Annotated in this window: 22 protein-coding genes and 1 pseudogene; 20 read left to right on the top strand and 3 right to left on the bottom strand. The window is 67.0% G+C overall.

What is annotated here, in order from left to right:
• Positions 1-70 precede the first annotated feature (70 nt).
• The 7 genes from WS70_RS28220 (at position 71) to gltA (ending at position 5,991) form a co-directional block, all read left to right on the top strand.
• Positions 71-871, top strand: coding sequence for a GntR family transcriptional regulator (locus tag WS70_RS28220; RefSeq protein ID WP_082722317.1), 801 nt, complete (start codon positions 71-73; stop codon positions 869-871).
• A 199-nt stretch (positions 872-1,070) separates the two neighbouring features.
• Complete coding sequence (gene sdhC / locus WS70_RS28210) at positions 1,071-1,487, top strand: succinate dehydrogenase, cytochrome b556 subunit (protein WP_059472814.1); 417 nt, start codon at positions 1,071-1,073, stop codon at positions 1,485-1,487.
• Positions 1,488-1,491: 4 nt separating this feature from the next.
• The gene (gene sdhD, locus WS70_RS28205; protein WP_059472815.1) at positions 1,492-1,860 is read left to right on the top strand and encodes a succinate dehydrogenase, hydrophobic membrane anchor protein; all 369 of its coding nucleotides are present in this window, start codon (positions 1,492-1,494) and stop codon (positions 1,858-1,860) included.
• Positions 1,861-1,864: 4 nt separating this feature from the next.
• A complete protein-coding gene (gene sdhA, locus WS70_RS28200) occupies positions 1,865-3,640 on the top strand; it encodes a succinate dehydrogenase flavoprotein subunit (RefSeq protein WP_059472816.1) in 1,776 nt (591 codons plus the stop codon).
• A gap of 21 nt (positions 3,641-3,661) precedes the next feature.
• Positions 3,662-4,363 carry a succinate dehydrogenase iron-sulfur subunit gene (locus WS70_RS28195; protein WP_006028608.1) on the top strand — a complete coding sequence of 234 codons (702 nt, stop codon included), beginning with the start codon at positions 3,662-3,664 and terminating at the stop codon, positions 4,361-4,363.
• Position 4,364: 1 nt separating this feature from the next.
• On the top strand, positions 4,365-4,637 hold the full coding sequence (locus WS70_RS28190) for an FAD assembly factor SdhE (protein WP_059472817.1): 273 nt from the start codon (positions 4,365-4,367) through the stop codon (positions 4,635-4,637).
• A gap of 52 nt (positions 4,638-4,689) precedes the next feature.
• Positions 4,690-5,991 (top strand): citrate synthase, encoded by a 1,302-nt coding sequence (gene gltA / locus WS70_RS28185; RefSeq protein WP_059472818.1) that lies wholly within the window; start codon positions 4,690-4,692, stop codon positions 5,989-5,991.
• Positions 5,992-6,088: 97 nt separating this feature from the next.
• Here gltA and WS70_RS28180 read toward each other — a convergent pair whose 3' ends face one another.
• On the bottom strand, positions 6,089-7,051 hold the full coding sequence (locus tag WS70_RS28180) for a helix-turn-helix domain-containing protein (protein ID WP_059472934.1): 963 nt from the start codon (positions 7,049-7,051) through the stop codon (positions 6,089-6,091).
• Between the two features lie 75 nt (positions 7,052-7,126).
• On the opposite strand from WS70_RS28180, the gene WS70_RS28175 reads away from it, so the two are divergent.
• From WS70_RS28175 to WS70_RS28165, 3 genes are all read left to right on the top strand, one after another.
• Complete coding sequence (locus WS70_RS28175) at positions 7,127-7,516, top strand: VOC family protein (RefSeq protein WP_059597657.1); 390 nt, start codon at positions 7,127-7,129, stop codon at positions 7,514-7,516.
• Between the two features lie 195 nt (positions 7,517-7,711).
• Entirely contained in the window at positions 7,712-8,221 is a 510-nt protein-coding gene (locus WS70_RS33300; RefSeq protein ID WP_226382881.1) for a hypothetical protein, read from the top strand.
• 113 nt (positions 8,222-8,334) lie between these two features.
• Positions 8,335-9,579 carry a DUF1479 domain-containing protein gene (locus tag WS70_RS28165; RefSeq protein ID WP_059472820.1) on the top strand — a complete coding sequence of 415 codons (1,245 nt, stop codon included), beginning with the start codon at positions 8,335-8,337 and terminating at the stop codon, positions 9,577-9,579.
• Positions 9,580-9,726: 147 nt separating this feature from the next.
• On the opposite strand, the gene mdeB is transcribed toward WS70_RS28165, so the two are convergent.
• The gene (gene mdeB, locus WS70_RS28160) at positions 9,727-12,450 is read right to left on the bottom strand and encodes an alpha-ketoglutarate dehydrogenase (RefSeq protein WP_059597658.1); all 2,724 of its coding nucleotides are present in this window, start codon (positions 12,448-12,450) and stop codon (positions 9,727-9,729) included.
• 161 nt (positions 12,451-12,611) lie between these two features.
• On the opposite strand from mdeB, the gene WS70_RS28155 reads away from it, so the two are divergent.
• From WS70_RS28155 to leuB, 5 genes are all read left to right on the top strand, one after another.
• A complete protein-coding gene (locus WS70_RS28155) occupies positions 12,612-13,139 on the top strand; it encodes an Lrp/AsnC family transcriptional regulator (protein ID WP_059597659.1) in 528 nt (175 codons plus the stop codon).
• Between the two features lie 198 nt (positions 13,140-13,337).
• Positions 13,338-14,747, top strand: coding sequence for a 3-isopropylmalate dehydratase large subunit (leuC, locus tag WS70_RS28145; protein ID WP_059472823.1), 1,410 nt, complete (start codon positions 13,338-13,340; stop codon positions 14,745-14,747).
• A 4-nt stretch (positions 14,748-14,751) separates the two neighbouring features.
• The gene (locus WS70_RS28140; protein WP_059472824.1) at positions 14,752-14,898 is read left to right on the top strand and encodes an entericidin A/B family lipoprotein; all 147 of its coding nucleotides are present in this window, start codon (positions 14,752-14,754) and stop codon (positions 14,896-14,898) included.
• A 68-nt stretch (positions 14,899-14,966) separates the two neighbouring features.
• Entirely contained in the window at positions 14,967-15,617 is a 651-nt protein-coding gene (gene leuD, locus WS70_RS28135; protein WP_059472825.1) for a 3-isopropylmalate dehydratase small subunit, read from the top strand.
• 93 nt (positions 15,618-15,710) lie between these two features.
• A complete protein-coding gene (leuB, locus tag WS70_RS28130; protein WP_059472826.1) occupies positions 15,711-16,778 on the top strand; it encodes a 3-isopropylmalate dehydrogenase in 1,068 nt (355 codons plus the stop codon).
• Positions 16,779-16,955: 177 nt separating this feature from the next.
• On the opposite strand, the pseudogene WS70_RS33955 reads toward leuB, so the two are convergent.
• Positions 16,956-17,111, bottom strand: a pseudogene (locus WS70_RS33955) (3-isopropylmalate dehydrogenase); the annotation flags it as partial.
• Between WS70_RS33955 and asd the strand changes: the two are divergent.
• The 5 genes from asd to trpB all read left to right on the top strand — a co-directional run bounded on the left by asd (position 17,110) and on the right by trpB (position 23,736).
• On the top strand, positions 17,110-18,231 hold the full coding sequence (asd, locus tag WS70_RS28120; RefSeq protein ID WP_059472828.1) for an aspartate-semialdehyde dehydrogenase: 1,122 nt from the start codon (positions 17,110-17,112) through the stop codon (positions 18,229-18,231). The pseudogene WS70_RS33955 and the gene asd overlap by 2 nt on opposite strands.
• 134 nt (positions 18,232-18,365) lie before the next feature.
• Positions 18,366-20,942 (top strand): FimV/HubP family polar landmark protein, encoded by a 2,577-nt coding sequence (locus WS70_RS28115; protein WP_059597660.1) that lies wholly within the window; start codon positions 18,366-18,368, stop codon positions 20,940-20,942.
• A complete protein-coding gene (gene truA, locus WS70_RS28110) occupies positions 20,942-21,754 on the top strand; it encodes a tRNA pseudouridine(38-40) synthase TruA (protein ID WP_059472830.1) in 813 nt (270 codons plus the stop codon). Before WS70_RS28115 ends, truA begins: the two co-directional genes overlap by 1 nt.
• Complete coding sequence (locus WS70_RS28105) at positions 21,751-22,473, top strand: phosphoribosylanthranilate isomerase (protein ID WP_059597661.1); 723 nt, start codon at positions 21,751-21,753, stop codon at positions 22,471-22,473. Before truA ends, WS70_RS28105 begins: the two co-directional genes overlap by 4 nt.
• A gap of 69 nt (positions 22,474-22,542) precedes the next feature.
• Positions 22,543-23,736, top strand: a complete 1,194-nt coding sequence (gene trpB, locus WS70_RS28100) for a tryptophan synthase subunit beta (protein WP_059472832.1) — start codon at positions 22,543-22,545, stop codon at positions 23,734-23,736.
• The last annotated feature ends 7 nt before the right edge of the window (positions 23,737-23,743 follow it).

Below are 23,743 nucleotides of genomic sequence, written 5' to 3'. Positions count from 1 at the left end.
TTATATAAGACAGATGTTTTCGAGGGAAAAATCTGGACGGAAAAGCGGGGTTTATGTTGAAATGCGCGCCATGACTTCCAATCAGGCGAGCGCACCCAACCCGAACGGCGCAGCCGGCTCCACGCAGCCCGGCGGCGAGGCTGCGGCCGCGCCTTCGCCGACTTTCAGCCCACTTTACCAGCAGATCAAGGCGCTGATCACGCAGAGCCTCGAGGCGGGCGACTGGAAACCGGGCGAGATCATCCCGAGCGAAGTGGAGCTCGCCGGCCGATATAAGGTGAGCCAAGGCACGGTGCGCAAGGCGATCGACGAGCTTGCGGCCGACAACCTGCTCGTGCGCCGCCAGGGCAAGGGCACGTTCGTCGCGACCCACAGCGAGGAGCGCGCGCAATTCCGTTTCCTGCGGCTCCTCGCCGACGACGGCGTCGAGCATCCGCACGTGAGCCGCCTGCTCGAGTGCCGGCGGATGCGCGCGCCCGCCGAGATCGCGCGCCAGCTCGATCTGAAGCCCGCCGATCCCGTCGTCCAGGTGCGGCGCCTGCTCGAGTTCGACAGCGCCGTCACGGTGCTCGACGAGATCTGGCTGCCGGGCGCGATGTTCCGCGGGCTCACGTTCGAGCGCCTGAGCGAATACAAGGGGCCGCTGTACGCGATGTTCGAGAGCGAGTTCGGCACGCGGATGATCCGCGCGAGCGAGAAGATTCGCGCGATCGCGGCCGAGCCTTCCGTCGCGGACCTGCTCGGCGTTCCGTCGGGCTTTCCGCTGCTGTCGGTCGAGCGCGTGTCGTACACGTATGGCGATCGTCCCGTCGAAGTGCGGCGCGGATGGTATGTCACAACCGGGTACTACTATCAGAACGATTTGAGCTGAATTTCGGATGCAAGGTAAGGCGCAGCCTGAATCAAGGTAAGGCGAAACGACAGGTAATTGCGCACCCCACGCGCATAGCACGTTTCGCGCCGCGTTTATTCCGTGGAATGCAACGCTCCAGAGCAGAGCTTTCGCTGCAGCGCGAAATAAAAAGGCGCTAAAATCACGGATTAGTGTGACAACATAGTAGGGGTCTAGCATGACTGAAACAGTAAGAAAACCGAGGCCGGAGTACCGGAACATCGGGTTCGGCGACATCACGCTCAAATACCGTATGCCGCTCGCGGCTCGGGTTTCGATTCTGCACCGGGTGAGCGGTGCGCTGCTGTTCCTGTTCCTTCCTTTCCTGCTTTACCTCTTCGACCAAAGCCTCACGTCCGAACTCAGCTTCGAAGTCTTCAAGGCATTCCTCTCCAACATCGTCGTCAAGCTGATCGTCCTCGCGCTGTCGTGGGCGTTCCTGTTCCACTTCTGCGCCGGGGTCCGCCATCTGATGATGGACATGAATCACGATGCGGTGTCGAAGGAACGCGGCCGGAAGACGTCGGTCGTCGTGTTCGTCGTGTCGACCGTCCTCACGATCGCCGTCGCGCTCAAACTGTTCGGAGCATTCTAAGAAAATGGCAGCGAATAACCGTATCGGCTCGAAGCGCCTCGTCGTCGGCGCTCACTATGGTCTGCGCGACTGGCTCGCGCAGCGCGTCACCGCCACCGTGATGGCGATCTACACCGTCATCCTGCTCGTCTGGTTCTTCACGGCGCGCGATTTCTCGTACGAGGGCTGGGCGTCGATCTTCGCGACGCAATGGATGAAGCTCGCGACCTTCGTCACGCTGCTTTCGCTCTTCTATCACGCATGGGTCGGCGTGCGCGACATCTGGATGGACTACGTGAAGCCCGTCGGTGTGCGCCTGCTGCTGCAATCGCTGACGATCGTCTGGCTGCTCGCGTGCGCGGGCTACGCTGCGCAGATTCTCTGGAGAGTTTAAAAGAATGGCTGCAATCAAAACTTCCCTGCCGCGTCGCAAGTTCGACGTGGTGATCGTCGGCGCGGGCGGCTCGGGGATGCGCGCGTCCCTGCAACTGTCGCGCGCGGGTCTCTCCGTCTGCGTGCTGTCGAAAGTGTTCCCGACCCGTTCGCACACGGTCGCCGCGCAAGGCGGGATCGGCGCGTCGCTTGGCAACATGAGCGAAGACAACTGGCACTATCACTTCTACGACACGATCAAGGGCTCCGACTGGCTCGGCGACCAGGACGCGATCGAGTTCATGTGCCGTGAAGCGCCGAACGCCGTGTACGAGCTCGAGCACTTCGGCATGCCGTTCGACCGCAATGCGGACGGCACGATCTACCAGCGCCCGTTCGGCGGCCACACCGCGAACTACGGCGAGAAGCCGGTCCAGCGAGCGTGCGCGGCGGCAGACCGCACCGGTCATGCGCTGCTGCACACGCTGTACCAGCAGAACGTCGCGGCGAAGACGCAATTCTTCGTCGAATGGATGGCGCTCGACCTGATCCGCGACGCGGACGGCGACGTGCTCGGCGTGACCGCCCTCGAAATGGAAACGGGCGACGTCTACATCCTCGAAGGCAAGACCACGCTGTTTGCGACGGGCGGCGCGGGCCGGATCTTCGCGGCGTCGACGAACGCGTTCATCAACACGGGCGACGGCCTCGGCATGGCGGCCCGCTCGGGCGTCGCGCTGCAGGACATGGAGTTCTGGCAGTTCCACCCGACGGGCGTCGCGGGTGCGGGCGTGCTGATCACCGAAGGCGTGCGCGGCGAGGGCGGCATTCTGCGCAACTCGAACGGCGAGCGCTTCATGGAGCGCTACGCGCCGACGCTGAAGGATCTGGCGCCGCGCGATTTCGTGTCGCGCTCGATGGATCAGGAAATCAAGGAAGGCCGCGGCGTCGGCCCGAACAAGGACCACGTGCTGCTCGACCTGTCGCACATCGGCGCCGAGACGATCATGAAGCGTCTGCCGTCGATTCGCGAGATCGCGCTGAAGTTCGCGAACGTCGATTGCATCAAGGAACCGATCCCGGTCGTGCCGACGATCCATTACCAGATGGGCGGCATCCCGACCAACATCCACGGCCAGGTCGTCGGCACGCCGCGCGGCCACGAAGAGCCGATCAACGGCTTCTACGCCGTGGGCGAATGCTCGTGCGTGTCCGTGCACGGCGCGAACCGCCTCGGCACGAACTCGCTGCTCGATCTGGTGGTGTTCGGCCGCGCTGCCGGCAACCACATCGTCGAGCACGTGAAGAACCAGCGCGAGCACAAGCCGCTGCCGGCGGACGCCGCCGAATTCTCGCTCGAGCGCCTCGCGAAGCTCGAGAAGTCGACGTCGGGCGAGTACACGCAGGACATCGCGAACGACATCCGCGCGACGATGCAAAAGCATGCGGGCGTGTTCCGCACGTCGAAGCTGCTGGAAGAGGGCGTTCAGCAGATGGCGGGCCTGAAGGAGCGCGTCACGCACGTGCACCTGAAGGACAAGTCGAAGGTGTTCAACACCGCGCGCGTCGAAGCGCTCGAGCTGGCGAACCTGATCGAGGTCGCGCGCGCGACGATGGTGTCGGCGGAAGCGCGCAAGGAAAGCCGCGGCGCGCACGCGCACAGCGACTACGAGCACCGCGACGACGACAACTGGCTGCGCCACACGCTGTGGTTCAGCGAAGGCGATCGCCTCGACTACAAGCCCGTCCATATGAAGCCGCTGACGGTCGAGTCCGTGCCGCCGAAGGCGCGTACGTTCTAAGCCAGCGCAAAGGAATCTGAAATGGCCAAACGCATTTTCGAAATCTACCGCTACGATCCGGACAAGGACGCCGCGCCGCGCATGCAGACGTACGAGCTGGAGCTCCAGCACGAGCGGATGCTGCTCGACGCGCTCGTCAAGCTGAAGTCGGTCGACGAGACGCTGTCGTTCCGCCGCTCGTGCCGCGAAGGCGTATGCGGTTCGGACGCGATGAACATCAACGGCAAGAACGGCCTCGCGTGCCTGACGAACCTGAACGACCTGCCGCAGAAGATCGTGCTGCGGCCGCTGCCGGGTCTGCCCGTCGTGCGCGACCTGATCTGCGATTTCACGCAGTTCTTCAACCAGTACCACTCGATCCGTCCGTACCTGATCAACGACGAGCCGCCGCCCGAGAAGGAGCGCCTGCAGTCGCCGGAAGAGCGCGACGAGCTCGACGGCCTGTACGAGTGCATTCTGTGCGCGAGCTGCTCGACGTCGTGCCCGAGCTTCTGGTGGAATCCGGACAAGTTCGTCGGTCCGGCGGGCCTGCTGCAGGCGTATCGCTTCATCGCGGACAGCCGCGATCGTGCGACGGGCGAGCGCCTCGACAACCTCGACGATCCGTACCGTCTGTTCCGTTGCCATACGATCATGAACTGCGTCGACGTGTGCCCGAAGGGCCTGAACCCGACGAAGGCGATCGGCAAGATCAAGGAATTGATGGTTCGCCGCGCGGTCTGACATGAGCGAATCGTCGCATCAATCCGACCCGCATCGCCGCGCGCGGCTTCGCTGGCGCGCGCGGCGCGGTCTGCTGGAGAACGATCTCATTTTCGAGCGTTTCTTCGACAGACACGAGCACGACCTCAGCGACGCGGACGTGAGCGCACTGTCGCGCCTGCTGGATCTAAGCGACAACGACCTGATGGACTTGCTGCTCGCACGCAAGGAACCAGAAGGCGACTTTGCCGGCCCGGACATGTCCAGGCTGCTGGAGATGCTGCGCAGCGTTTGAGAGCGTTGTGCCCGTTATCGAATCCGTTTCTTTTTTCGATTGAGGATGTGTCATGACCCCGTCTGATGTTAAAGCCACGCTATCGTTCAGCGACAATTCGCCGAGCGTCGAACTGCCGATTTACAAGGGTACGATGGGCCCGGACGTAATCGATATCCGCAAGCTGTACGGCCAGACCGGCAAGTTCACGTATGACCCGGGCTTCATGTCGACGGCGTCTTGCAACTCGGCGATCACGTACATCGACGGCGACAAGGGCGAACTGCTGTACCGCGGCTTTCCGATTGACAATCTCGCTGAAAACGCGGACTTCCTCGAAACCTGCTATCTGCTGCTGAAGGGCGAGCTGCCGAACGCCGCGCAGAAGAAGGAATTCGTCGCCACCGTCACGAAGCACACGATGGTGCACGAGCAGATGCAGTTCTTCTTCCGCGGCTTCCGCCGCGACGCGCACCCGATGGCGATTCTCGTCGCCGCGGTCGGCGCGCTGTCCGCGTTCTACCACGATTCGCTCGATATCAACGACCCGCGTCACCGTGAAGTGTCGGCGATCCGCATGATCGCGAAACTGCCGACGCTCGTCGCGATGGCGTTCAAGTACAGCATCGGCCAGCCGTTCGTCTATCCGCGCAACGACCTGTCGTACAGCGCGAACTTCATGCGCATGATGTTCGCGAACCCGTGCGAAGAGTACAAGGTCAACGACGTGCTCGTCCGCGCGCTCGACCGCATCCTGATCCTGCACGCCGACCACGAGCAGAACGCGTCGACGTCGACGGTCCGTCTCGCGGGCTCGTCGGGTGCGAACCCGTTCGCGTGTATCGCGGCCGGCATCGCGTGTCTGTGGGGCCCGGCGCACGGCGGCGCAAACGAAGCCGCGCTGAACATGCTCGAGCAGATCGGCACGCCGGACAACATCCCCGAGTTCATCAAGCAGGTGAAGGACAAGAACTCGGGCGTGAAGCTGATGGGCTTCGGCCACCGCGTGTACAAGAACTACGATCCGCGCGCGAAGCTGATGCGCGAGACCTGCTACGAAGTGCTGAACGAACTGGGCCTGCACGACGATCCGCTCTTCAAGCTCGCGATGCAGCTCGAGAAGATCGCGCTCGAAGACGAATACTTCGTGTCGCGCAAGCTGTACCCGAACGTCGATTTCTACTCGGGCATCGTTCAGCGCGCGCTGGGCATCCCGACGTCGATGTTCACCTGTATCTTCGCGATGGCGCGCACGGTCGGCTGGATCGCGCAGTGGAACGAGATGATCGCCGATCCCGAGCAGAAGATCGGTCGCCCGCGGCAGCTCTTCATCGGCGAGACCCCGCGTACGGCGAAGCCGATCGATCAGCGCTGATCGGCGGCGCGCAGCGCGTGCGGCCAGTCCGCCGCGCGTGGTGCGTGCAACGCTGAATGAAACACCCCGACGGTTCGCCCGTCGGGGTGTTTGTTTTTCAGCGGCGCGTTTTCGTGGTCGTACCGCGCTCGAGCGACGGCGGGCGCACGTCGATGCCTTTCGTCCGTGCCGGCGCGTCGTCGGGCGGGCGGTCGTGCTCCGCGAGAAATTGCCGGTATGCGCGCGGCGTCATCTGTCGCGCGGTGAGGAACTGGCGATTGAAGTTCGCGAGATTCGCATAGCCGGAGCGCGTCGCGACGAGCGACACCGGCCAGTCGGTCGACGCGAGCAGCCGTGCCGCGTGCGCGAGCCGCAGCCGCTGCAGATAGCGGCCGATGGTTTCGCCGACGTGCTGCGCGAACCGCCGTTGCAGCGAGCGCTCGGACAGGTGCGCGACTGCCGCGAGTTCGGCGATGCGCAGCGGTTCGTGAAAGCGGCGGTCGAGCAGGTCGAGCACGCGGTCGAGGCGCTCGGCTTCGGGCGCGAGCGCGGCGCCGTCGGCGGTGTGGTAGGCGGCGGCCGTCGCGAGCGGCGTCGCGTGCGCGTCGGCGAGGAAAGCGAGGACGTCGAGCGCGGTCGTGAGCCGCACGCGCGGCGCGCGGTCGACGAGCGCGGGCAGCCGCGAGCGCATCTCGGCCGCGGCGTCCGGCCCGAACGCGAGCCCTGGCGCGGCTCGGCGCAGCAGCGTGCGCAAGCCTGCGAATTCAGGGCAGCAGTCGGCGATGCGCTGTGCCCAGTCGCCGTCGAACCAGACGACGAGTGCGACGAGCGGCGCGTCCGGATCGATACGCGCGTCCGACGCCCACGTATGCGGCAGGTTCGGCGGCACGAGCACGAGATCGTCGCCGGCGTAATCGGCGACGTGATCGCCGACGAAGCGCTTGCCGCGGCTGTTCAGCGTGAGCGTCAGCTCGTATTCCGGATGGTGGTGCCATTCGAACGGAATCTGCGCGAGCCTGCGCCGATAGACGCGGACCGAGCAGCCTTCGGGAATCGCGATGCGTTCGTAGCGCGGCTTCATGTCGGCGTCCATTCGTCCGCGTGGCGGGTGGGCGTGGCATCATCGTCGGGTTTCGACGATCCGGGAGGCACGCGAATGTTCTCACATGTCTGCATGGGCGTAACCGACGTAGAACGCGCTTATGCGTTCTACGCGCCGTTGATGGAAGCGTTGCAGTTCGCGCTCAAGTTTCGCGATCCCGACGGTTGGACCGGCTGGATGCCGGCCGACGCGCCGCGTCCGGTGTTCCTGATCGGCCGGCCGTTCGACGGCGCGCAGCACGCGCCCGGCAACGGTCAGATGACCGCGTTTCTCGCGGCGAATCGCGCGATGGTCGACCGCGTGTACGCGCTCGCGCTGCGAGCGGGCGGCACGAGCGAAGGGGCGCCCGGCTTGCGACCCCGCTACCACCCGAACTACTACGGCGCGTACTTTCGCGATCTCGACGGCAACAAGCTGTGCGTATGCTGCCACGAGCCGGAGTAGACGTGCGCGTCTCCGCTTCGAGGCGGGAATAAGCGTCGGCGCGTAGCCAAAGCCCTTCGACGGCAGTCGTGCGGCCGGCGATCGCGCGGCGGGAGAGAATGGGCGCGATGCGGCCGAATCGGCATATGGCACCGCGCGCAGCCGTCTGGAATGCGTGCATTCCCTATCTTTTGCGAGGTGGAGCGTATGTGCGCAATGCGGTTTGTCGTGGCGCTCGCCTGGTTGCTGGCGATCGAAGGCGCAATTGCCGGCGTCGCCGAGGACAACGTGCAGCGGGCCGCGCTTCCGATGCCCGTACGATCGACGGCGGCCGACTGCCGGCAATGGGCGCAGCCCGTCTTTGTCGGCGCGCAGCGCGACGCATCGCCCGGCTGGGCGCACGCGCTCGTTGCGATGGCCACCTATGACGCCGCGGCGATGTCGAACACGCCGCGCTCGCGAGACGGCCCAGTCGCTGTGCGACGAGCATCGCGCCGCGATGTTCTCGAGCGAGCACTACATGCTCGCGCCGCCGGTGATAGCGCGCTGATCGCGCGGTCCCGCGACGGACGCGGACGCGGCAGTTGCCGCGTCGTCGTCGCTCTCCCCGATCGGATGCGTTGCAACGCCGAAAGCCGTGCCGTCGCGCGTCGTGCACTGCTCCCGCGCCAGGCCGCGTGGCGGTTCTTTCGGCCTTCGGCGCGCTTGTCCGGACGGCTGGCGTAATCCTATCGATGGTTGGCGCAATTGCATCACTTCTCACGGATCAGGCGATCTACGCTGAATGGGTGCGTTGACGTACGCCGCACCCATCCAGAATCAGATCAAGGAGACACCCGATGCCGTTTCATATCGACGACCTGCCGGCGGCGATCCGCACGACGAAAGCGGCGCTGCGCGCCGCACTGCCGAACCGCGCGCAGGTGTTTCGCGAGCTCGAGGGCGAGATCGCGCGGCAAGCCGACTCGATCCTGACCGATCGCGCGCAAGGCCGCGACACGATCCCCGTGCTGCGCTTCGCCGACGTCGCCGCGGATCGCGTCGATTCGGCGTCGCTCGCCGCGCTCAGGGCGCGTGGCGCTTGCGTGATCCGCGGCGTGTTCGACGCGCGGCGGGCGAGCGATTGGAACGACGAGATCACCGCGTACGTCGAGTCGAACCGGCTCGACGACAAACTCGCCCATCGCGCGGAAGACCGCTATTTCGGCACGCTCGCGTCGAGCAAGCCGCAGATCTACGGCGTTTATTGGTCGAAGCCGCAGATCGCCGCGCGCCAGTCGCCCGAACTGACCCTGGCGCGTGTTTTCCTGAACCGGCTGTGGCGCGCGCAGAGCGAAGGGCGCGTGCATTTCGATCCGGCGCGCGTGCCGGCCTATGCGGACCGCATCCGCCGGCGGCCGCCGGGCTCGTCGTCGCTCGGCTTGTCGCCGCACGTCGACGGCGGCTCGGTCGAGCGCTGGCTCGGGCCGAACTTCCGGCGCGTCTATCGGCACGTGCTCGCGGGTGACTGGCGCGCCTACGATCCGTTCGACGCGGCGTTCCGGCCGGACGTCGAGGAGATTCCGTCGCCCGCCGTCTGCTCGATGTTCCGCACGTTCCAGGGCTGGACGGCGCTGACGCCGCAGGGGCCCGGCGACGGGACGCTGCAACTGATTCCGATCGCGAACGCGATGGCCTACGTCGTCCTGCGCGCGCTGCAGGACGACGTGCCCGGCGACGACCTGTGCGGCGCGCGGCCGGGCCGTGCGCTATCGGTGCTGCCCGAATGGCATGCGCCGCTCCTCGCCGCGCTCGCACCGATTCCGCCGATGCAGCCGGGCGACGCGGTGTTCTGGCACGGCGACGTCGTGCACGCGGTCGAGGACGCGCATCGCGGGACGGGCTACAGCAACGTGATGTACATCGCGTCGGCGCCGGGGTGCGCGAAGAACGACGCTTACCTGACGCGGCAGTTGCCGAGCTTCCTGCGCGGCGAGAGCCCGCCGGATTTTCCGGCCGATCACTTCGAGACGGATTTCGCCGGGCGTGCGCAGGCGGACGATCTGACCGCGCTCGGGCGCGAGCAGATGGGGTTCGGGTTGTGAGCGGTCGGCAGGCGTTGGCGCCGGGGCGAAATACGATCGCCCCGGCGCCCGCAAATGCCTGCGTGCCGCGCGCCGAGCGAAGCCATTGCGTCGGAGACGCGCGCTCGACCTGCTGAAACGGGCGTCGGTCGCATCATGCTCGCGCCGTCACCGCTCCCACGGCGGCGTGCGCGACGTGTCGCGCTTGCCGTAGCGCTCGATCGCATCGCGCACGACGTCGCGCGTCACGGCTCCGTCGTCGGCGAGCGCGCGCAGCGCCGCAATCACGATTGACGCGCGATCGACCTCGAAGAACGCGCGCAGCGCCTGGCGCGTGTCGCTGCGGCCGAAGCCGTCGGTGCCGAGCGTCACGTAGCGGCGCGGCACGTATGCGCGGATCAGCTCGGGCAGCGCGCGCGCGTAGTCGGTCGCGGCGATCACCGGCCCGCGCGTCGCGGCGAGCGCGGACGTGACGTAAGGCGTCGCGTTTTCGTTCGCTTCGTCGCCGTCGAACAGACGCTGCGCGCGCTCGGCCGCGATGCCGTCGCGCTGCAGTTCGGTGAAGCTCGTCACGCTCCACACGGCCGCATCGATCTGCCAGCCGTCGCGCAGCATGCGCGCGGCCGCCTGCACTTCGCCGAGAATCGCGCCCGAGCCGAGCAACTGGACGCACGCGGCGGGCTGCGCCGTCGCGTCGAGCGGATACATGCCCCTGAGAATGCCGTCGCGCACCGCGTCGGCCCGGTCCGCGGGCAGCGACGGCTGCGCGTAGTTTTCGTTCGTGACGGTCAGGTAATAGAACGTGTCGCGCTGCCGTTCGAGCATCTCGCGCATCCCTTCGTCGACGATCACCGCGACTTCGTACGCGAACGCCGGATCCCACGCGCGGCAGTTCGGCACCGTCGACGCGGCGAGATGGCTCGTGCCGTCCTGATGCTGGAGCCCTTCGCCGCCGAGCGTCGTCTTGCCGGCGGTCGCGCCGATCAGGAAGCCGCGCGCGCGTTGATCGGCGGCGGCCCAGATCAGGTCGCCGATCCGCTGGAAGCCGAACATCGAGTAGTAGATGTAGAACGGCAGCATCGGCAGGTCGTGCACGCTGTACGACGTCGCCGCGGCGATCCACGACGACATCGCGCCCGCCTCGGAGATGCCTTCCTCGAGGATCTGTCCGCGCGTGTCCTCGCGGTAGTAGAGCATCGAGCCGAGGTCTTCCGGCTCGTAGCGCTGGCCGAGCGGCGAGTAGATGCCGACCTGCCGGAACAGGTTCGCCATCCCGAACGTGCGCGCCTCGTCGGCGACGACGGGCACGACGCGCGGCCCGAGCGCCGCGTCCTTCAGCAGGCCGCCGAGCATCCGCACGATCGCCATCGTCGTCGACATCTCGCGGCCGCCGGCGTCGAGCGCGAATTGCCCCCAGGAAGGCAACGACGGCACGGTCGATGCCGTCGTCGCCGCTTTCCGCCTTCTGGGCAGACAGCCTCCCAGGGCAGCCCGGCGCGCATGCAGGTATCGCATCTCCGGGCTGTCTTCCGCGGGCTTGTAGAAACGGAGCTGCTCGACGTCTTCGTCCGTGAGCGGCAGCCGGAAACGGTCGCGGAACGCGAGCAGGTGCTCGACGTCGAGCTTCTTCTGCTGATGGGTCGTCATCCGGCCCTGGCCGATCGCGCCCATTCCGAAGCCCTTCATCGTCTTCGCGAGGATCACGGTCGGCCGGCCTTCGTGACGGACCGCGCTTTCGTACGCGGCGTACAGCTTGCACGCGTCGTGGCCGCCGCGGCGCAGCCGGTCGATGTCTTCGTCGCGCAGATGCGCGACGAGCGACGCGAGCGCGTCGTCCTGGCCGAAGAAGCGTTCGCGGTTGTACGCGCCGTCGTTCGCCGAGAAGGTCTGGAACTGGCCATCGACCGTCTGCGCGAACGCGCGCGCAAGCGCGCCCGTCGCGTCGCGCGCGAAGAGCGCATCCCAGTCCGAGCCCCACAGCACCTTGATCACGTTCCAGCCGGCGCCTGCGAACTGCGATTCGAGCTCGTCGACGATGCGGCCGTTGCCGCGCACCGGGCCGTCGAGCCGTTGCAGATTGCAGTTGATCACGAACACGAGATTGTCGAGCCCTTCGCGCGCCGCGAGCGACAGCGCGCCGATCGATTCGGGCTCGTCCATCTCGCCGTCGCCGAAGAAGCCCCACACCTTGCGGCCGTCGGTGTGCAGCAGTCCGCGGTTCTGCAGGTAGCGCATGAAGCGCGCCTGGTAGATCGCATTGATCGGACCGATGCCCATCGAGCCCGTCGGGAACTGCCAGAAATCGGGCATCAGCCACGGATGCGGATACGAGCAGAGGCCCGGTCCGGCGATCTCGCGCCGATAGTGCTCGAGCTGCGCTTCGCTCAGGAATCCTTCGAGAAACGCGCGCGCATAGACGCCCGGCGACGAGTGCGGCTGGAAGTAGACGAGATCGCCGCCCGACGCGTCGCCCGCCGCGCGGAAGAAGTGGTTGAAGCCGACCTCGAACAGATCGGCCGCCGACGCGTAGCTCGCGATGTGGCCGCCGAGCTCGCCATACGCGCGGTTTGCGCGAACCACCATCGCGAGCGCGTTCCAGCGCAGCACGGCCGCCAGGCGCGCTTCGAGCTGAAGGTCGCCCGGATACGGCGGCTGCGCGTCGAGCGGGATCGTGTTGACGTACGGCGTCGTGTTCGCGTGCGGCGGCGCGATCCGGCGGCGCGCCGCGTGCTCGGCGAGCTGCGCGAGCAGGTACCGCGCGCGGTCGACGCCCGCGTGCTCGACGATGCCGTCGAGCGCGTCCAGCCATTCGGCGGTTTCCTGCGGATCGGTGTCGTCGTGGCGGCGCGCGGCCGAGAGGACCGGGCGGATACCGTTCGACAAGTCGTTCATGCGCGGCTCCAGATGGGGCGGGTTCGAGGAAGCGACATCGGCAGCAACAGCCGTCAAGGTTATCCACGCAGCCGCAGAATGTGCATCTCTTTTGGTTGGAATTTTGGTTTCGTGTAACGTACAAATTCCTGAAAAATCTCTGTTTTCAGAATATTTGTACTATGAGCGCTCCTTCCCGCCGGCTGGACCGGATCGACATCGGCATCCTCAATCAACTGCAGCAGAACGCGCGGATCACGAACGCGGAGCTCGCGCGCGCGGTGAACCTGTCGCCGACGCCGTGCTTCAACCGCGTCCGCGCGCTCGAGAAGCTCGGTCTCATCAAGCAGCAGGTGACGCTGCTGAATCCGGAGCCGCTTGGGCTGCGGATCAACGTGTTCATCCAGGTGAGCCTCGAGAAGCAGGTCGAGGACGCGCTGCGCCGCTTCGAGGAGGCGATCGACAAGCGGCCCGAGGTGATGGAGTGCTATCTGATGTCGGGCGACGCGGACTACCTGCTGCGCGTCGTCGTGCCGAGCATGAAGAGCCTCGAGCGCTTCATCCTCGATCAGCTGACGACGATTCCCGGCGTGTCGAACATCCGGTCGAGCTTCGCGCTCAAGCAGGTCCGCTATCGGACCGCATTGCCGCTGCCTGCGGACGGGCTCACGCTTGCCGACGGCGACGACGCGCCGCAGGAATGGGTGTGAGCGAAGCGTTCGCGATTCCGGCGGCGCGATGCCTTCCTTCCGATTTGCCGGGTAATCCTGATACCCGTATCGGCTGTACCACTCAACCCACTGTTTTTTATGGGTTTTTTCGTTTTCCTGGTACAAAGGTGCGGGCTTCGCGTGGCATAATCGACTGCACCCGAACGCATGTTCGCAGTCAAACGACCCCGCATACCCATGGCACAGACTCTCTACGACAAATTGTGGAATTCGCACGTCGTCCACACCGAGGAGGACGGCACCACATTGCTCTACATCGATCGCCAACTGCTGCACGAAGTCACGAGCCCGCAGGCGTTCGAGGGGCTGAAGCTCGCGCAGCGTCCGGTGTGGCGAATCAGCGCGAATCTCGCGGTTTCCGATCACAACGTGCCGACGACGGACCGCAGCCACGGCATCGCCGATCCGGTGTCGAAGCTGCAGGTCGACACGCTCGACGCGAACTGCGATGCATACGGCATCACGCAATTCAAGATGAACGACGTCCGTCAGGGCATCGTCCACATCATCGGGCCCGAGCAGGGCGCGACGCTGCCCGGCATGACGATCGTCTGCGGCGATTCGCACACGTCGACGCACGGCGCGTTCGGCGCGCTCGCGCACGGCATCGGCACGTCGGAAGTCGAGCACGTGCTCGCGACGCAGACGCTTTTGCAGAAGAAGAGCAAGAACATGCTCGTGAAGGTCGAGGGCCCGCTGCCGCGCGGTTGCACCGCGAAGGACATCGTGCTCGCGATCATCGGCAAGATCGGCACCGCGGGCGGCACCGGCTACGCGATCGAATTCGGCGGCTCGACGATTCGCGCGCTGTCGATGGAAGGCCGGATGACGGTCTGCAACATGGCGATCGAAGCGGGCGCGCGCGCCGGCATGGTCGCCGTCGACGACACGACGGTCGAATACCTGAAGGGCCGTCCCTTCGTGCCGACGGGCGCGGAATGGAATCAGGCGGCCGAATATTGGAAGACATTCAGGTCCGACGAAGGCGCGCGGTTCGACGCCGTCGTCGAGCTGAACGCGGCGGAGATCGTGCCGCAGGTCACGTGGGGCACGTCGCCGGAAATGGTCACGTCGATCGACGGCCGCGTGCCCGATCCCGAGCGCGAGAAGGACCCGGTCAAGCGCGACGCGATGGAGCGCGCGCTCGCGTACATGGCGCTCACGCCGAATACGCCGATCGAGGCGATCAACGTCGACAAGATCTTCATCGGCTCGTGCACGAACGCGCGGATCGAAGACATCCGCGCGGCCGCGTACGTCGTCAAGAAGCTCAATCGCCGCGTCGCGCCGAACGTGCGCCTCGCGATGGTCGTGCCGGGCTCGGGCCTCGTGAAGGCGCAGGCCGAGCGCGAAGGGCTCGACAAGGTGTTCACGGAAGCCGGCTTCGAATGGCGCGAGCCGGGCTGCTCGATGTGCCTCGCGATGAACGCCGACCGGCTCGAGCCGGGCGAGCGCTGCGCGTCGACGTCGAACCGCAACTTCGAAGGGCGTCAGGGCCAGGGCGGCCGCACGCATCTCGTCAGCCCGGCGATGGCCGCGGCGGCGGCGATCGAAGGCCACTTCGTCGACATTCGCAAGCTGGGGTGAGTGCGTGAAAGCAACGGCATTTTTCGGGCGGCTCGCCGCCGTGATCGCATTGGCGGGCTTCGCGTTCGGCGTTGCGGGCTGCAACACGGTCGCGGGCATGGGCGAGGACATCAACGCCGCCGGCCACGCGATCAAGAAGGCTGCGGAGTGACGGCGCGCGAGCGCGACGATTCGATTTCGCCGGCCCGCGCGGCCGGCCTCCAATCTGGTTGACGGATCATGGAAAAATTCAATGTGCATACCGGCGTCGTGGCGCCGCTCGATCGCGAGAACGTCGACACCGACGCGATCATCCCGAAGCAGTTCCTGAAGTCGATCAAGCGCACGGGCTTCGGCCCGAACGCGTTCGACGAGTGGCGCTATCTCGATCACGGCGAGCCCGGCCAGGACAACTCGAAACGTCCGCTGAACCCGGACTTCGTGCTGAACCAGCCGCGCTACCAAGGCGCGTCGATCCTGCTCGCGCGCAAGAACTTCGGCTGCGGCAGCTCGCGCGAGCATGCGCCGTGGGCGCTGCAGCAGTACGGCTTCCGCGCGATCGTCGCGCCGAGCTTCGCCGACATCTTCTTCAACAACTGCTACAAGAACGGCTTGCTGCCGATCGTGCTGACCGAGCAGCAGGTCGACCACCTGTTCAACGAGACGTACGCGTTCAACGGCTATCAGCTCACGATCGATCTCGACGCGCAGGTCGTGCGCGCGCCGGACGGCCGCGAGTATCCGTTCGAGATCACCGCGTTCCGCAAGTACTGTCTCGTGAACGGCTTCGACGATATCGGCCTCACGCTGCGCCACGCGGACAAGATCCGTCAGTACGAAGCGGAGCGGCTCGCGAAGCAGCCGTGGCTCGACAACCGGCTGATCGGCTGACGGCTCTCTCGCGCGAGCGCGCGCCGCGACCGATGGCCGGCGCGCGCGCTTCGTCCGAATCCAACAACTCATTCATCCAGTCAGGAATTTCGCATGAAGATTGCAGTGCTGCCCGGCGACGGCATCGGTCCGGAGATCGTCAACGAAGCGGTGAAGGTGCTGAACGCGCTCGGCGAGACGTTCGAGCTCGAACAGGCGCCCGTCGGCGGCGCCGGCTACGAGGCGAGCGGCCATCCGCTGCCGGAAGCGACGCTCGCGCTCGCGAAGGAAGCGGACGCGATCCTGTTCGGCGCGGTCGGCGACTGGAAGTACGACTCGCTCGAGCGCGCGCTGCGCCCCGAGCAGGCGATCCTCGGTCTGCGCAAGCATCTCGAGCTGTTCGCGAACTTTCGCCCGGCGATCTGCTATCCGCAGCTCGTCGACGCGTCGCCGCTGAAGCCCGAGCTGATCGCGGGCCTCGACATCCTGATCGTGCGCGAACTGAACGGCGACATCTACTTCGGCCAGCCGCGCGGCGTGCGCGCAGCGCCCGACGGCCCGTTCGCCGGCGCGCGCGAAGGCTTCGACACGATGCGCTATTCGGAGCCGGAAGTGCGCCGCATCGCGCACGTCGCGTTCCAGGCCGCGCAGAAGCGCGCGAAGAAGCTGCTGTCGGTCGACAAGTCGAACGTGCTCGAGACGTCGCAGTTCTGGCGCGACATCATGATCGACGTATCGAAGGAATACGCGGACGTCGAGCTGTCGCACATGTACGTCGACAACGCGGCGATGCAGCTCGCGAAGGCGCCGAAGCAGTTCGACGTGATCGTGACCGGCAACATGTTCGGCGACATCCTGTCCGACGAAGCGTCGATGCTGACGGGCTCGATCGGCATGCTGCCGTCGGCGTCGCTCGACAAGAACAACAAGGGCTTGTACGAGCCGTCGCACGGTTCCGCGCCGGACATCGCAGGCAAGGGCGTCGCGAATCCGCTCGCGACGATCCTGTCGGCCGCGATGCTGCTGCGCTACTCGCTGAACCGCGCCGAACAGGCGAACCGGATCGAGAACGCGGTCAAGAAGGTGCTCGAAGCGGGCTACCGGACGGCGGACATCGCGACGCCGGGTTGCCGCCAGGTCGGCACCGCGGCGATGGGCGACGCGGTCGTCGCCGCGCTGTAATCGCGGCGCACGGGCCGCGCGTTCGGAGCGGTTCGTCGTCGCAGTTCGGCCGGGCGGCCCCGAAAACGGGGTCCGTCCGGTTTTCCTGGCCGTTGTGCGGCCTCTTGGGTTTGTGTAGACTCGAGCGATGGCGCTGACTTCCCTGATCTCCCCGGTCTTGAAACCCCACGGCAATGAAGCCCGTGCGGGTGCGCGCGCCATTCTCGTCGGCAAAATCATCATCACGAAAACGATCACGAAAATCTGATCGTCGTCCGTCGTGCCCGCCTGTTTCCCCGCGCGGTCGCGCCGGGGACGGAAAAGGCGGGGAAGCTCCAGCAAAGGATGAGTCATGAACGTAGGTCTCGTAGGTTGGCGCGGCATGGTCGGCAGCGTGCTGATGCAGCGCATGCAGGAAGAAGGCGATTTCGATCTGATCGAGCCGGTGTTTTTCAGCACCAGCAACGCGGGCGGCAAGGCGCCGTCATTCGCGAAAAACGAGACCACGCTCAAGGATGCGACGAGCATCGACGACCTGAAGAAGTGCGACGTCGTCATCACGTGCCAGGGCGGCGACTACACGAACGACGTGTTTCCGAAGCTGCGCGCGGCCGGCTGGAACGGCTACTGGATCGACGCGGCGTCGTCGCTGCGGATGAAGGACGACGCGGTGATCATTCTCGACCCCGTGAACCTCGGCGTGATCAAGGACGCGCTCGTCAAGGGCACGAAGAACTTCATCGGCGGCAACTGCACGGTCAGCCTGATGCTGACGGCGCTGGGCGGCCTGTTCCGCGAGAACCTCGTCGACTGGATGACGGCGATGACGTACCAGGCCGCGTCGGGCGCGGGCGCGCAGAACATGCGCGAGCTGCTCGCGCAGATGGGCGCGCTGAACGGTGCGGTTCAGGCGCAGCTCGCCGATCCGGCGTCGGCGATTCTCGACATCGACCGCCGCGTGCTCGCCGCGATGAACGGCGACGCGATGCCGACGAGCCAGTTCGGCGTGCCGCTCGCGGGCTCGCTGATTCCGTGGATCGACAAGGATCTCGGCAACGGGATGTCGAAGGAAGAATGGAAGGGCGGCGCGGAAACCAACAAGATTCTCGGCAAGCCGGCGATGGGCGAGCCGGGCTCGATCCCGGTTGACGGCCTGTGCGTGCGGATCGGCGCGATGCGCTGCCACTCGCAGGCGCTCACGATCAAGCTGAAGAAGGATGTGCCGCTCGACGAGATCAACGGCATCCTCGCGTCGGCGAACGACTGGGTGAAGGTCGTGCCGAACGAGCGCGAAGCGTCGATGCGTGATCTGTCGCCCGCCGTCGTGACGGGCACGCTGTCGGTGCCGGTCGGCCGGCTGCGCAAGCTCGCAATGGGTGGCGAATACCTGTCGGCATTTACCGTCGGCGACCAATTGTTGTGGGGCGCGGCCGAACCGCTGCGCCGGATGCTGCGCATTCTGCTCGACAAGTAAAGTAAACTACGCGATTACGACGCGTACACAACCCGAAAGCGTCGCGTTTCACGCGACGCTTTTTTATTTGCGGTCCGATTTTGTCTCATTCCAAACGCGAACCCAGGCCGCGTAATGCCGCGGCGACCAAGCCGATGACGCTTCGATTCCTTTCTTCTACGACGATCTCTGACGGCCGCCCGTCCGCGCGACGCGCTGTCGCGGCCGCCGTCCTCGTACTTGCCGGCGCGACCGTCGCGCACGCGGCGCCGGATGCGGCGAGCGCCGCGGCGGGCGACCCAGCCGCGCCGCTCACGATCACCGTGCGACCCGGCCAGTCGCTCAACGACATCGCCGTCGCCGTCACGCAATCGCACGATCCTGCCGTGCTGGCCCGCGTGGGCCGCGCGCTCTTCGATGCGAATCCGCAGGCGTTCATGAAGCGCGATCCGAGCCGCTTGAAGATCGGCGCGCAATTGGCGGTGCCGACGCTCGATGCGACAGGCGCGGCGGCCGGTGCGGCCGCGAGCGGCGCCGCGGCGAGCGGTGCGGCTTCGGCGGCGGGCGCGGCGTCGCATGCGGTCGCGTCGGCGGCAACGGCTGCGGCGTCGCATCCGGCGGCGACGTCGATGTCGACGGCATCGCACGCCGCGGCGGCGCTTGCGGCTTCCGCTGCCGCCGGCACGGCGTCGAGCGCGAACGGCGCATCGGCACCCGGCGCCGCTTCGACGCATGCGCCGTCCGCAGCCGCGCAGGCGGCGGCTCCCGCGGCATCGTCCAGTGTCGGCGGTCCGCACGTCTGGAGCGGTTCGATTCAGCAAGCCCCCGCCGCCGCGAGCGGCGCGTCGGCGGCCGGCGCGGAAGCGTTGCTCGTTCCTGGCGCCGCGAATCTGGCGCTGTCGGGTTCGTCGGCGCAGGTGGCGACGGGCGCGTCGCAAGCGCGGCCGTCGAGCCTGCAGCAACTGCTCGCGCTGAAGAATCGCGTGTTGATGGAACTGCAGAAGCACGGGATCGGCAAGCCTGCCGCGAACGGCGCGCTGACGCCCGCTCCGGTGGCCGGAAGCGCGCAGAAGCCGCAGCCGAGCGCGGCGGCGTCCGCTGTGCCCCGCTCGGGGGAGGGCGGTTCCGAAGCGGCGGCGACGGCCGGATCGACGACGAGCGCCGCTTCCGCGCCTGCCGTGACGCCGCCCGTGAGCACCGCGCCGCGCACCGCGGTGCCGCAACTGTCGTTCAATTCGGGGGCTGCGATCGCGGTCGGCGCGGCCGTCGTCGCGCTGATCGCGGGCTTCGCGCTGCGCCGGCGCAAGAAGGGGCCGCCTGCCGACGCGATCGAGCCGGGCGCATTCACGCCGGCGCCGGCGCTCGATCCGGATGCGGTCGCCGCCATTGCCGGTGCGCCGGATGCGGCGGCCGAAGAAAAGCGCGAAGCAGGCGGGCAAGCTGCGACGGCTGCCGCGCATCGCGAGTCGCCGATCGCGCCGCCCGCCGAAGTGAAGACTGCGCCGACGAAGACCGAATCGACGATCGCCGAATCGAAGTCGGCGCCTGCGACCGGGCCGGACATCGCTGCGACTCGTGGGCCGCAAACGCCGCCCGTCGAGCCATTGACGCTGGAAATGCCGCAGCCGGACGAGCGAAGCGGCGCGCCGCATACGCCCGAATCGGACGACGCACAGTCCGGTGTTCCGCAGACCGGCGCGAAGACGGCGCCGTACGCGTGGCGCCAGGCATTTCCGCACGATGCGATCACGGCGCTCGACAGCCTCGACATGCCGCTGCCACCCCGCGCGTCGATTTCGGACGATGCGGGCCAAGTGGCGGAATCGCAGCATGCCGAGCCGGCCGGTTCGGGTTCGGCGCAGAGCGCAACTAACGGTCAAGCCGCCACGCACCGGCCAATTGGCGCGGAAGATTCGCGTGAAGTGGGAACGCATGGCGAAGCAACGCCAGGGGCGGATCATGATGGGGGCGAATCGCTTCGCGACGAAACGCCCGTGGCCCGCCCGTGGGGGGCCGAGCCGCATCAGGCGACACCGCTGGGCGGAGCCGAACAGGGTGAAGCGGCGGCGCCGGTGGCCGGATCGCCCGCGATCGAATCGCAATCGGAGGGGCAGCGTAGGCAGGATGCGTCGGGAGCCGAATCTCAGGCATTTGCGGCGGGAGCGGGCGGATCGGGGGCGGGCGCGTTGTCCCAGCCCGCGGCGCTCGGCGCGGCGCAGCCGCTGACGTCGAACGAAGCTACGCCGCACGCGGACGAGCCGCCGCAAACTGCGCCGCAGCAGGCCGGAGACGCATCGCCGCAGGCCGCCGCGCCGCACGAAGCGAGTACGCCTGGCTTCGCACTGCCGAACGCGCTTCCTGGGCACGCCGAGACGCCGTTGGCTGCTCCGCAGCCCGGCGCATCGTTCGCCGCGCCGTCGCCTGCCGCTCCGAGCCGCGAGCCGGCCGCATCGTCTCCGAACCTGCCGCCGCTCGGCGTCGCGCAATTCGGCGCGCTGAGCCTCGATTTCGACCTCGATCTGCCGACCGGCCCGAGCGCGTCGCTGCCGGTGTTCACGCCCGAAGCGCTCGCGAAGATCGCGCGCAACAAGCTCGAGCTCGCGTCCGAATATGTCGAGCTCGGCGACCTCGCCGGCGCGCGCACGCTGCTGCACGAAGTGATCGAAGCCGGTCACGCCGACACGCGCGACGAAGCGCACGTGATGCTCGCCAAACTGGCCGATCTGTCGTGATGAGAATCGCACTCGGCATTCAGTACGACGGCGCGGCGTTCTGCGGTTGGCAGTCGCAGCCGCACGGCAAGACCGTCCAGGACGCGCTCGAGCGGGCGCTCGCCGAATTCGCGCAGACCTCGCTGCACACGACGGTCGCGGGTCGCACCGACACGGGCGTGCACGGCCTCGGCCAGGTCGTCCATTTCGATACGGCGCTCGACCGCGCGGACTTCTCGTGGGTGCGCGGCACGAACGCGTTCCTGCCATCCACGGTTTCCGTGCAGTGGGCGAAGCCGATGCCGGACACATTTCACGCGCGCTTCGCCGCATTCGAGCGCACCTATTACTACGCGCTCTACGTGCATCCGGTGCGCTCGCCGATGCTCGCCGGACGCGCGGGCTGGGTCCACATGCCGCTCGACGTCGACGCGATGCGCGACGCCGCCGAATATCTCGTCGGCGAACACGATTTCTCGGCGTTTCGCTCGTCCGAGTGTCAGGCGAAGTCGCCGATCAAGCATCTGTACCAGATCGGCATCCGTCCCGACGGCGATTTCATCCATTTCCGCTTCCGCGCGAACGCGTTCCTGCACCACATGGTGCGCAACCTGATGGGTTGCCTCGTCGCGGTGGGACGCGGCCGCTACCCGGCGTCGTGGCTCGCGGACGTGCTCGACAGCCGCGACCGCGACTGCGCGGCGCCGACTTTCATGCCCGAAGGGCTCTATCTCGCGCACGTCGGCTATCCGGCCGAATTCGCGGTGCCGCCCGCGCAGCTCGGCAGCGTGTCGTGGAGCAGCGTGTGGGCCGATCTGGACGGACGACCATGATGACCGATACGACGAACGACGCGCCGTCCGCAGACGCGCACCACGAAGCCGGGCGCGCCGCGCCGCCGCCGCGCACGCGGATCAAGCTCTGCGGGCTGTCGCGGCCCGGCGACGTCGACTGGGCGGCCGAGCTCGGCGCCGACGCGATCGGTCTCGTGTTCTATCCGAAGAGCCCGCGCGCGGTGACGATCGAGCAGGCGGCCGAGCTTGCGAAGCGCGTGCCGCCGTTCGTGTCGGTCGTCGGATTGTTCGTCAATCCGACCGCGGACGAGATCGCGCGCGTCGCGAGCGAAGTGTCGCTGTCGATGCTGCAATTCCACGGCGACGAGACGCCCGGGCAGTGCGCGGCGCTCGCCGCCGCCGCGCGGCTGCCGTGGCTGCGCGCGTTGCGCGTGGGCGTGGCGACTCGGCCGGCCGATTTGGTAGAATCGGCACTTCAATATTCGGCAGCCCGCGGTTTCTTGTTCGACACCCTCGTCGAGCACTATGGCGGCAGCGGCAAGGTCTTCGATTGGTCACTTATTCCAGCAGAGCTCGCGCGTCGGGCCGTTTTGAGTGGTGGGTTGAACGCGCAAAACGTCGGTGATGCGATCCGTCAGGTGCGTCCGTTCGCGGTCGATGTCTCGAGCGGCATCGAAACGCCGGGCGCAAAGGGCGTGAAGGATCGCGCCCGCATGGCGGCGTTCGTGCGCGCAGTGCGCGAAGCGGACGCCGGGTGATGCCAGCCCGCGCGGCGGGCGCCGGAAGCGAGAACCGGCGCGCCGCGCGGTCGAACCGAGAGTGACGTCATGTACAACCTCCCCGATGATCGTGGCCATTTCGGCCCATATGGCGGCGTGTTCGTCGCCGAAACGCTGATTCACGCGCTCGACGAGCTGCGTGCCGCGTACGAGAAATTCAAGAGCGACCCCGACTTCGTCGCCGAGTACGAACGCGAGCTGAAGCACTTCGTCGGCCGTCCGTCGCCGATTTATCACGCGCAGCGCTGGAGCGAGATGCTCGGCGGCGCGCAGATCTACCTGAAGCGCGAAGACCTGAACCACACGGGCGCCCACAAGGTGAACAACGTGATCGGCCAGGCGCTGCTCGCGAAGCGGATGGGCAAGAAGCGCGTGATCGCCGAGACGGGCGCGGGCCAGCACGGCGTCGCGACCGCGACGATCGCCGCGCGCTTCGGCATGGAGTGCATCGTCTACATGGGCGCCGAGGACGTGCGCCGGCAGGCCGCGAATGTCTACCGGATGAAGCTGCTCGGCGCGACCGTCGTGCCCGTCGAATCCGGCTCGCGCACGCTGAAGGACGCGCTCAACGAAGCGATGCGCGACTGGGTCACGAACATCGAGAACACGTTCTACATCATCGGCACGGTCGCGGGCCCGCATCCGTACCCGATGATGGTGCGCGACTTCCAGCGCGTGATCGGCGACGAATGCAAGGTGCAGATGCCCGAGCTCGCCGGCCGGCAGCCGGACGCGGTGATCGCCTGCGTCGGCGGCGGCTCGAACGCGATGGGTATCTTCTATCCGTACATCGATGACGCGGCCGTCCAGCTGATCGGCGTCGAGGCGGCGGGCGACGGGCTCGACACCGGCCATCACGCGGCGTCGCTGATCGGCGGCAGCCCGGGCGTCCTGCACGGCAACCGCACGTACCTGCTGCAGGACGACGACGGCCAGATCATCGAGACGCATTCGGTGTCGGCGGGCCTCGACTATCCGGGCGTCGGCCCGGAGCACGCATGGCTCAAGGACAGCGGCCGCGCGCAGTACGTCGGCATTACCGACGTCGAGGCGCTGAAGGCGTTCCACGAGTGCTGCCGGATCGAGGGCATCATCCCGGCGCTCGAGTCGAGCCACGCGATCGCCTATGCGACGAAGCTCGCGCCGACGCTGCCGAAGGAGAAGATCCTGCTCGTCAACCTGTCGGGCCGGGGCGACAAGGACATGCACACGGTCGCCGAGCGATCGGGCATCGCGCTCTGAACCCCGA

This window comes from Burkholderia mayonis, from assembly GCF_001523745.2.
GTDB lineage: Bacteria > Pseudomonadota > Gammaproteobacteria > Burkholderiales > Burkholderiaceae > Burkholderia > Burkholderia mayonis.
This window is presented reverse-complemented; position numbering and strand designations above follow the sequence as displayed.

What these genes read in the sequence shown, in the direction of transcription:
- WS70_RS28220 (WP_082722317.1), top strand. Translation starts at nt 71, where the DNA reads ATGACTTCCAATCAGGCGAGCGCACCCAACCCGAACGGCGCAGCCGGC.
- sdhC (WP_059472814.1), top strand. Translation starts at nt 1,071, where the DNA reads ATGACTGAAACAGTAAGAAAACCGAGGCCGGAGTACCGGAACATCGGG.
- sdhD (WP_059472815.1), top strand. Translation starts at nt 1,492, where the DNA reads ATGGCAGCGAATAACCGTATCGGCTCGAAGCGCCTCGTCGTCGGCGCT.
- sdhA (WP_059472816.1), top strand. Translation starts at nt 1,865, where the DNA reads ATGGCTGCAATCAAAACTTCCCTGCCGCGTCGCAAGTTCGACGTGGTG.
- WS70_RS28195 (WP_006028608.1), top strand. Translation starts at nt 3,662, where the DNA reads ATGGCCAAACGCATTTTCGAAATCTACCGCTACGATCCGGACAAGGAC.
- WS70_RS28190 (WP_059472817.1), top strand. Translation starts at nt 4,365, where the DNA reads ATGAGCGAATCGTCGCATCAATCCGACCCGCATCGCCGCGCGCGGCTT.
- gltA (WP_059472818.1), top strand. Translation starts at nt 4,690, where the DNA reads ATGACCCCGTCTGATGTTAAAGCCACGCTATCGTTCAGCGACAATTCG.
- WS70_RS28180 (WP_059472934.1), bottom strand. Translation starts at nt 7,051, where the DNA reads ATGAAGCCGCGCTACGAACGCATCGCGATTCCCGAAGGCTGCTCGGTC.
- WS70_RS28175 (WP_059597657.1), top strand. Translation starts at nt 7,127, where the DNA reads ATGTTCTCACATGTCTGCATGGGCGTAACCGACGTAGAACGCGCTTAT.
- WS70_RS33300 (WP_226382881.1), top strand. Translation starts at nt 7,712, where the DNA reads ATGCGGTTTGTCGTGGCGCTCGCCTGGTTGCTGGCGATCGAAGGCGCA.
- WS70_RS28165 (WP_059472820.1), top strand. Translation starts at nt 8,335, where the DNA reads ATGCCGTTTCATATCGACGACCTGCCGGCGGCGATCCGCACGACGAAA.
- mdeB (WP_059597658.1), bottom strand. Translation starts at nt 12,450, where the DNA reads ATGAACGACTTGTCGAACGGTATCCGCCCGGTCCTCTCGGCCGCGCGC.
- WS70_RS28155 (WP_059597659.1), top strand. Translation starts at nt 12,612, where the DNA reads ATGAGCGCTCCTTCCCGCCGGCTGGACCGGATCGACATCGGCATCCTC.
- leuC (WP_059472823.1), top strand. Translation starts at nt 13,338, where the DNA reads ATGGCACAGACTCTCTACGACAAATTGTGGAATTCGCACGTCGTCCAC.
- leuD (WP_059472825.1), top strand. Translation starts at nt 14,967, where the DNA reads ATGGAAAAATTCAATGTGCATACCGGCGTCGTGGCGCCGCTCGATCGC.
- leuB (WP_059472826.1), top strand. Translation starts at nt 15,711, where the DNA reads ATGAAGATTGCAGTGCTGCCCGGCGACGGCATCGGTCCGGAGATCGTC.
- asd (WP_059472828.1), top strand. Translation starts at nt 17,110, where the DNA reads ATGAACGTAGGTCTCGTAGGTTGGCGCGGCATGGTCGGCAGCGTGCTG.
- WS70_RS28115 (WP_059597660.1), top strand. Translation starts at nt 18,366, where the DNA reads ATGACGCTTCGATTCCTTTCTTCTACGACGATCTCTGACGGCCGCCCG.
- truA (WP_059472830.1), top strand. Translation starts at nt 20,942, where the DNA reads ATGAGAATCGCACTCGGCATTCAGTACGACGGCGCGGCGTTCTGCGGT.
- WS70_RS28105 (WP_059597661.1), top strand. Translation starts at nt 21,751, where the DNA reads ATGATGACCGATACGACGAACGACGCGCCGTCCGCAGACGCGCACCAC.
- trpB (WP_059472832.1), top strand. Translation starts at nt 22,543, where the DNA reads ATGTACAACCTCCCCGATGATCGTGGCCATTTCGGCCCATATGGCGGC.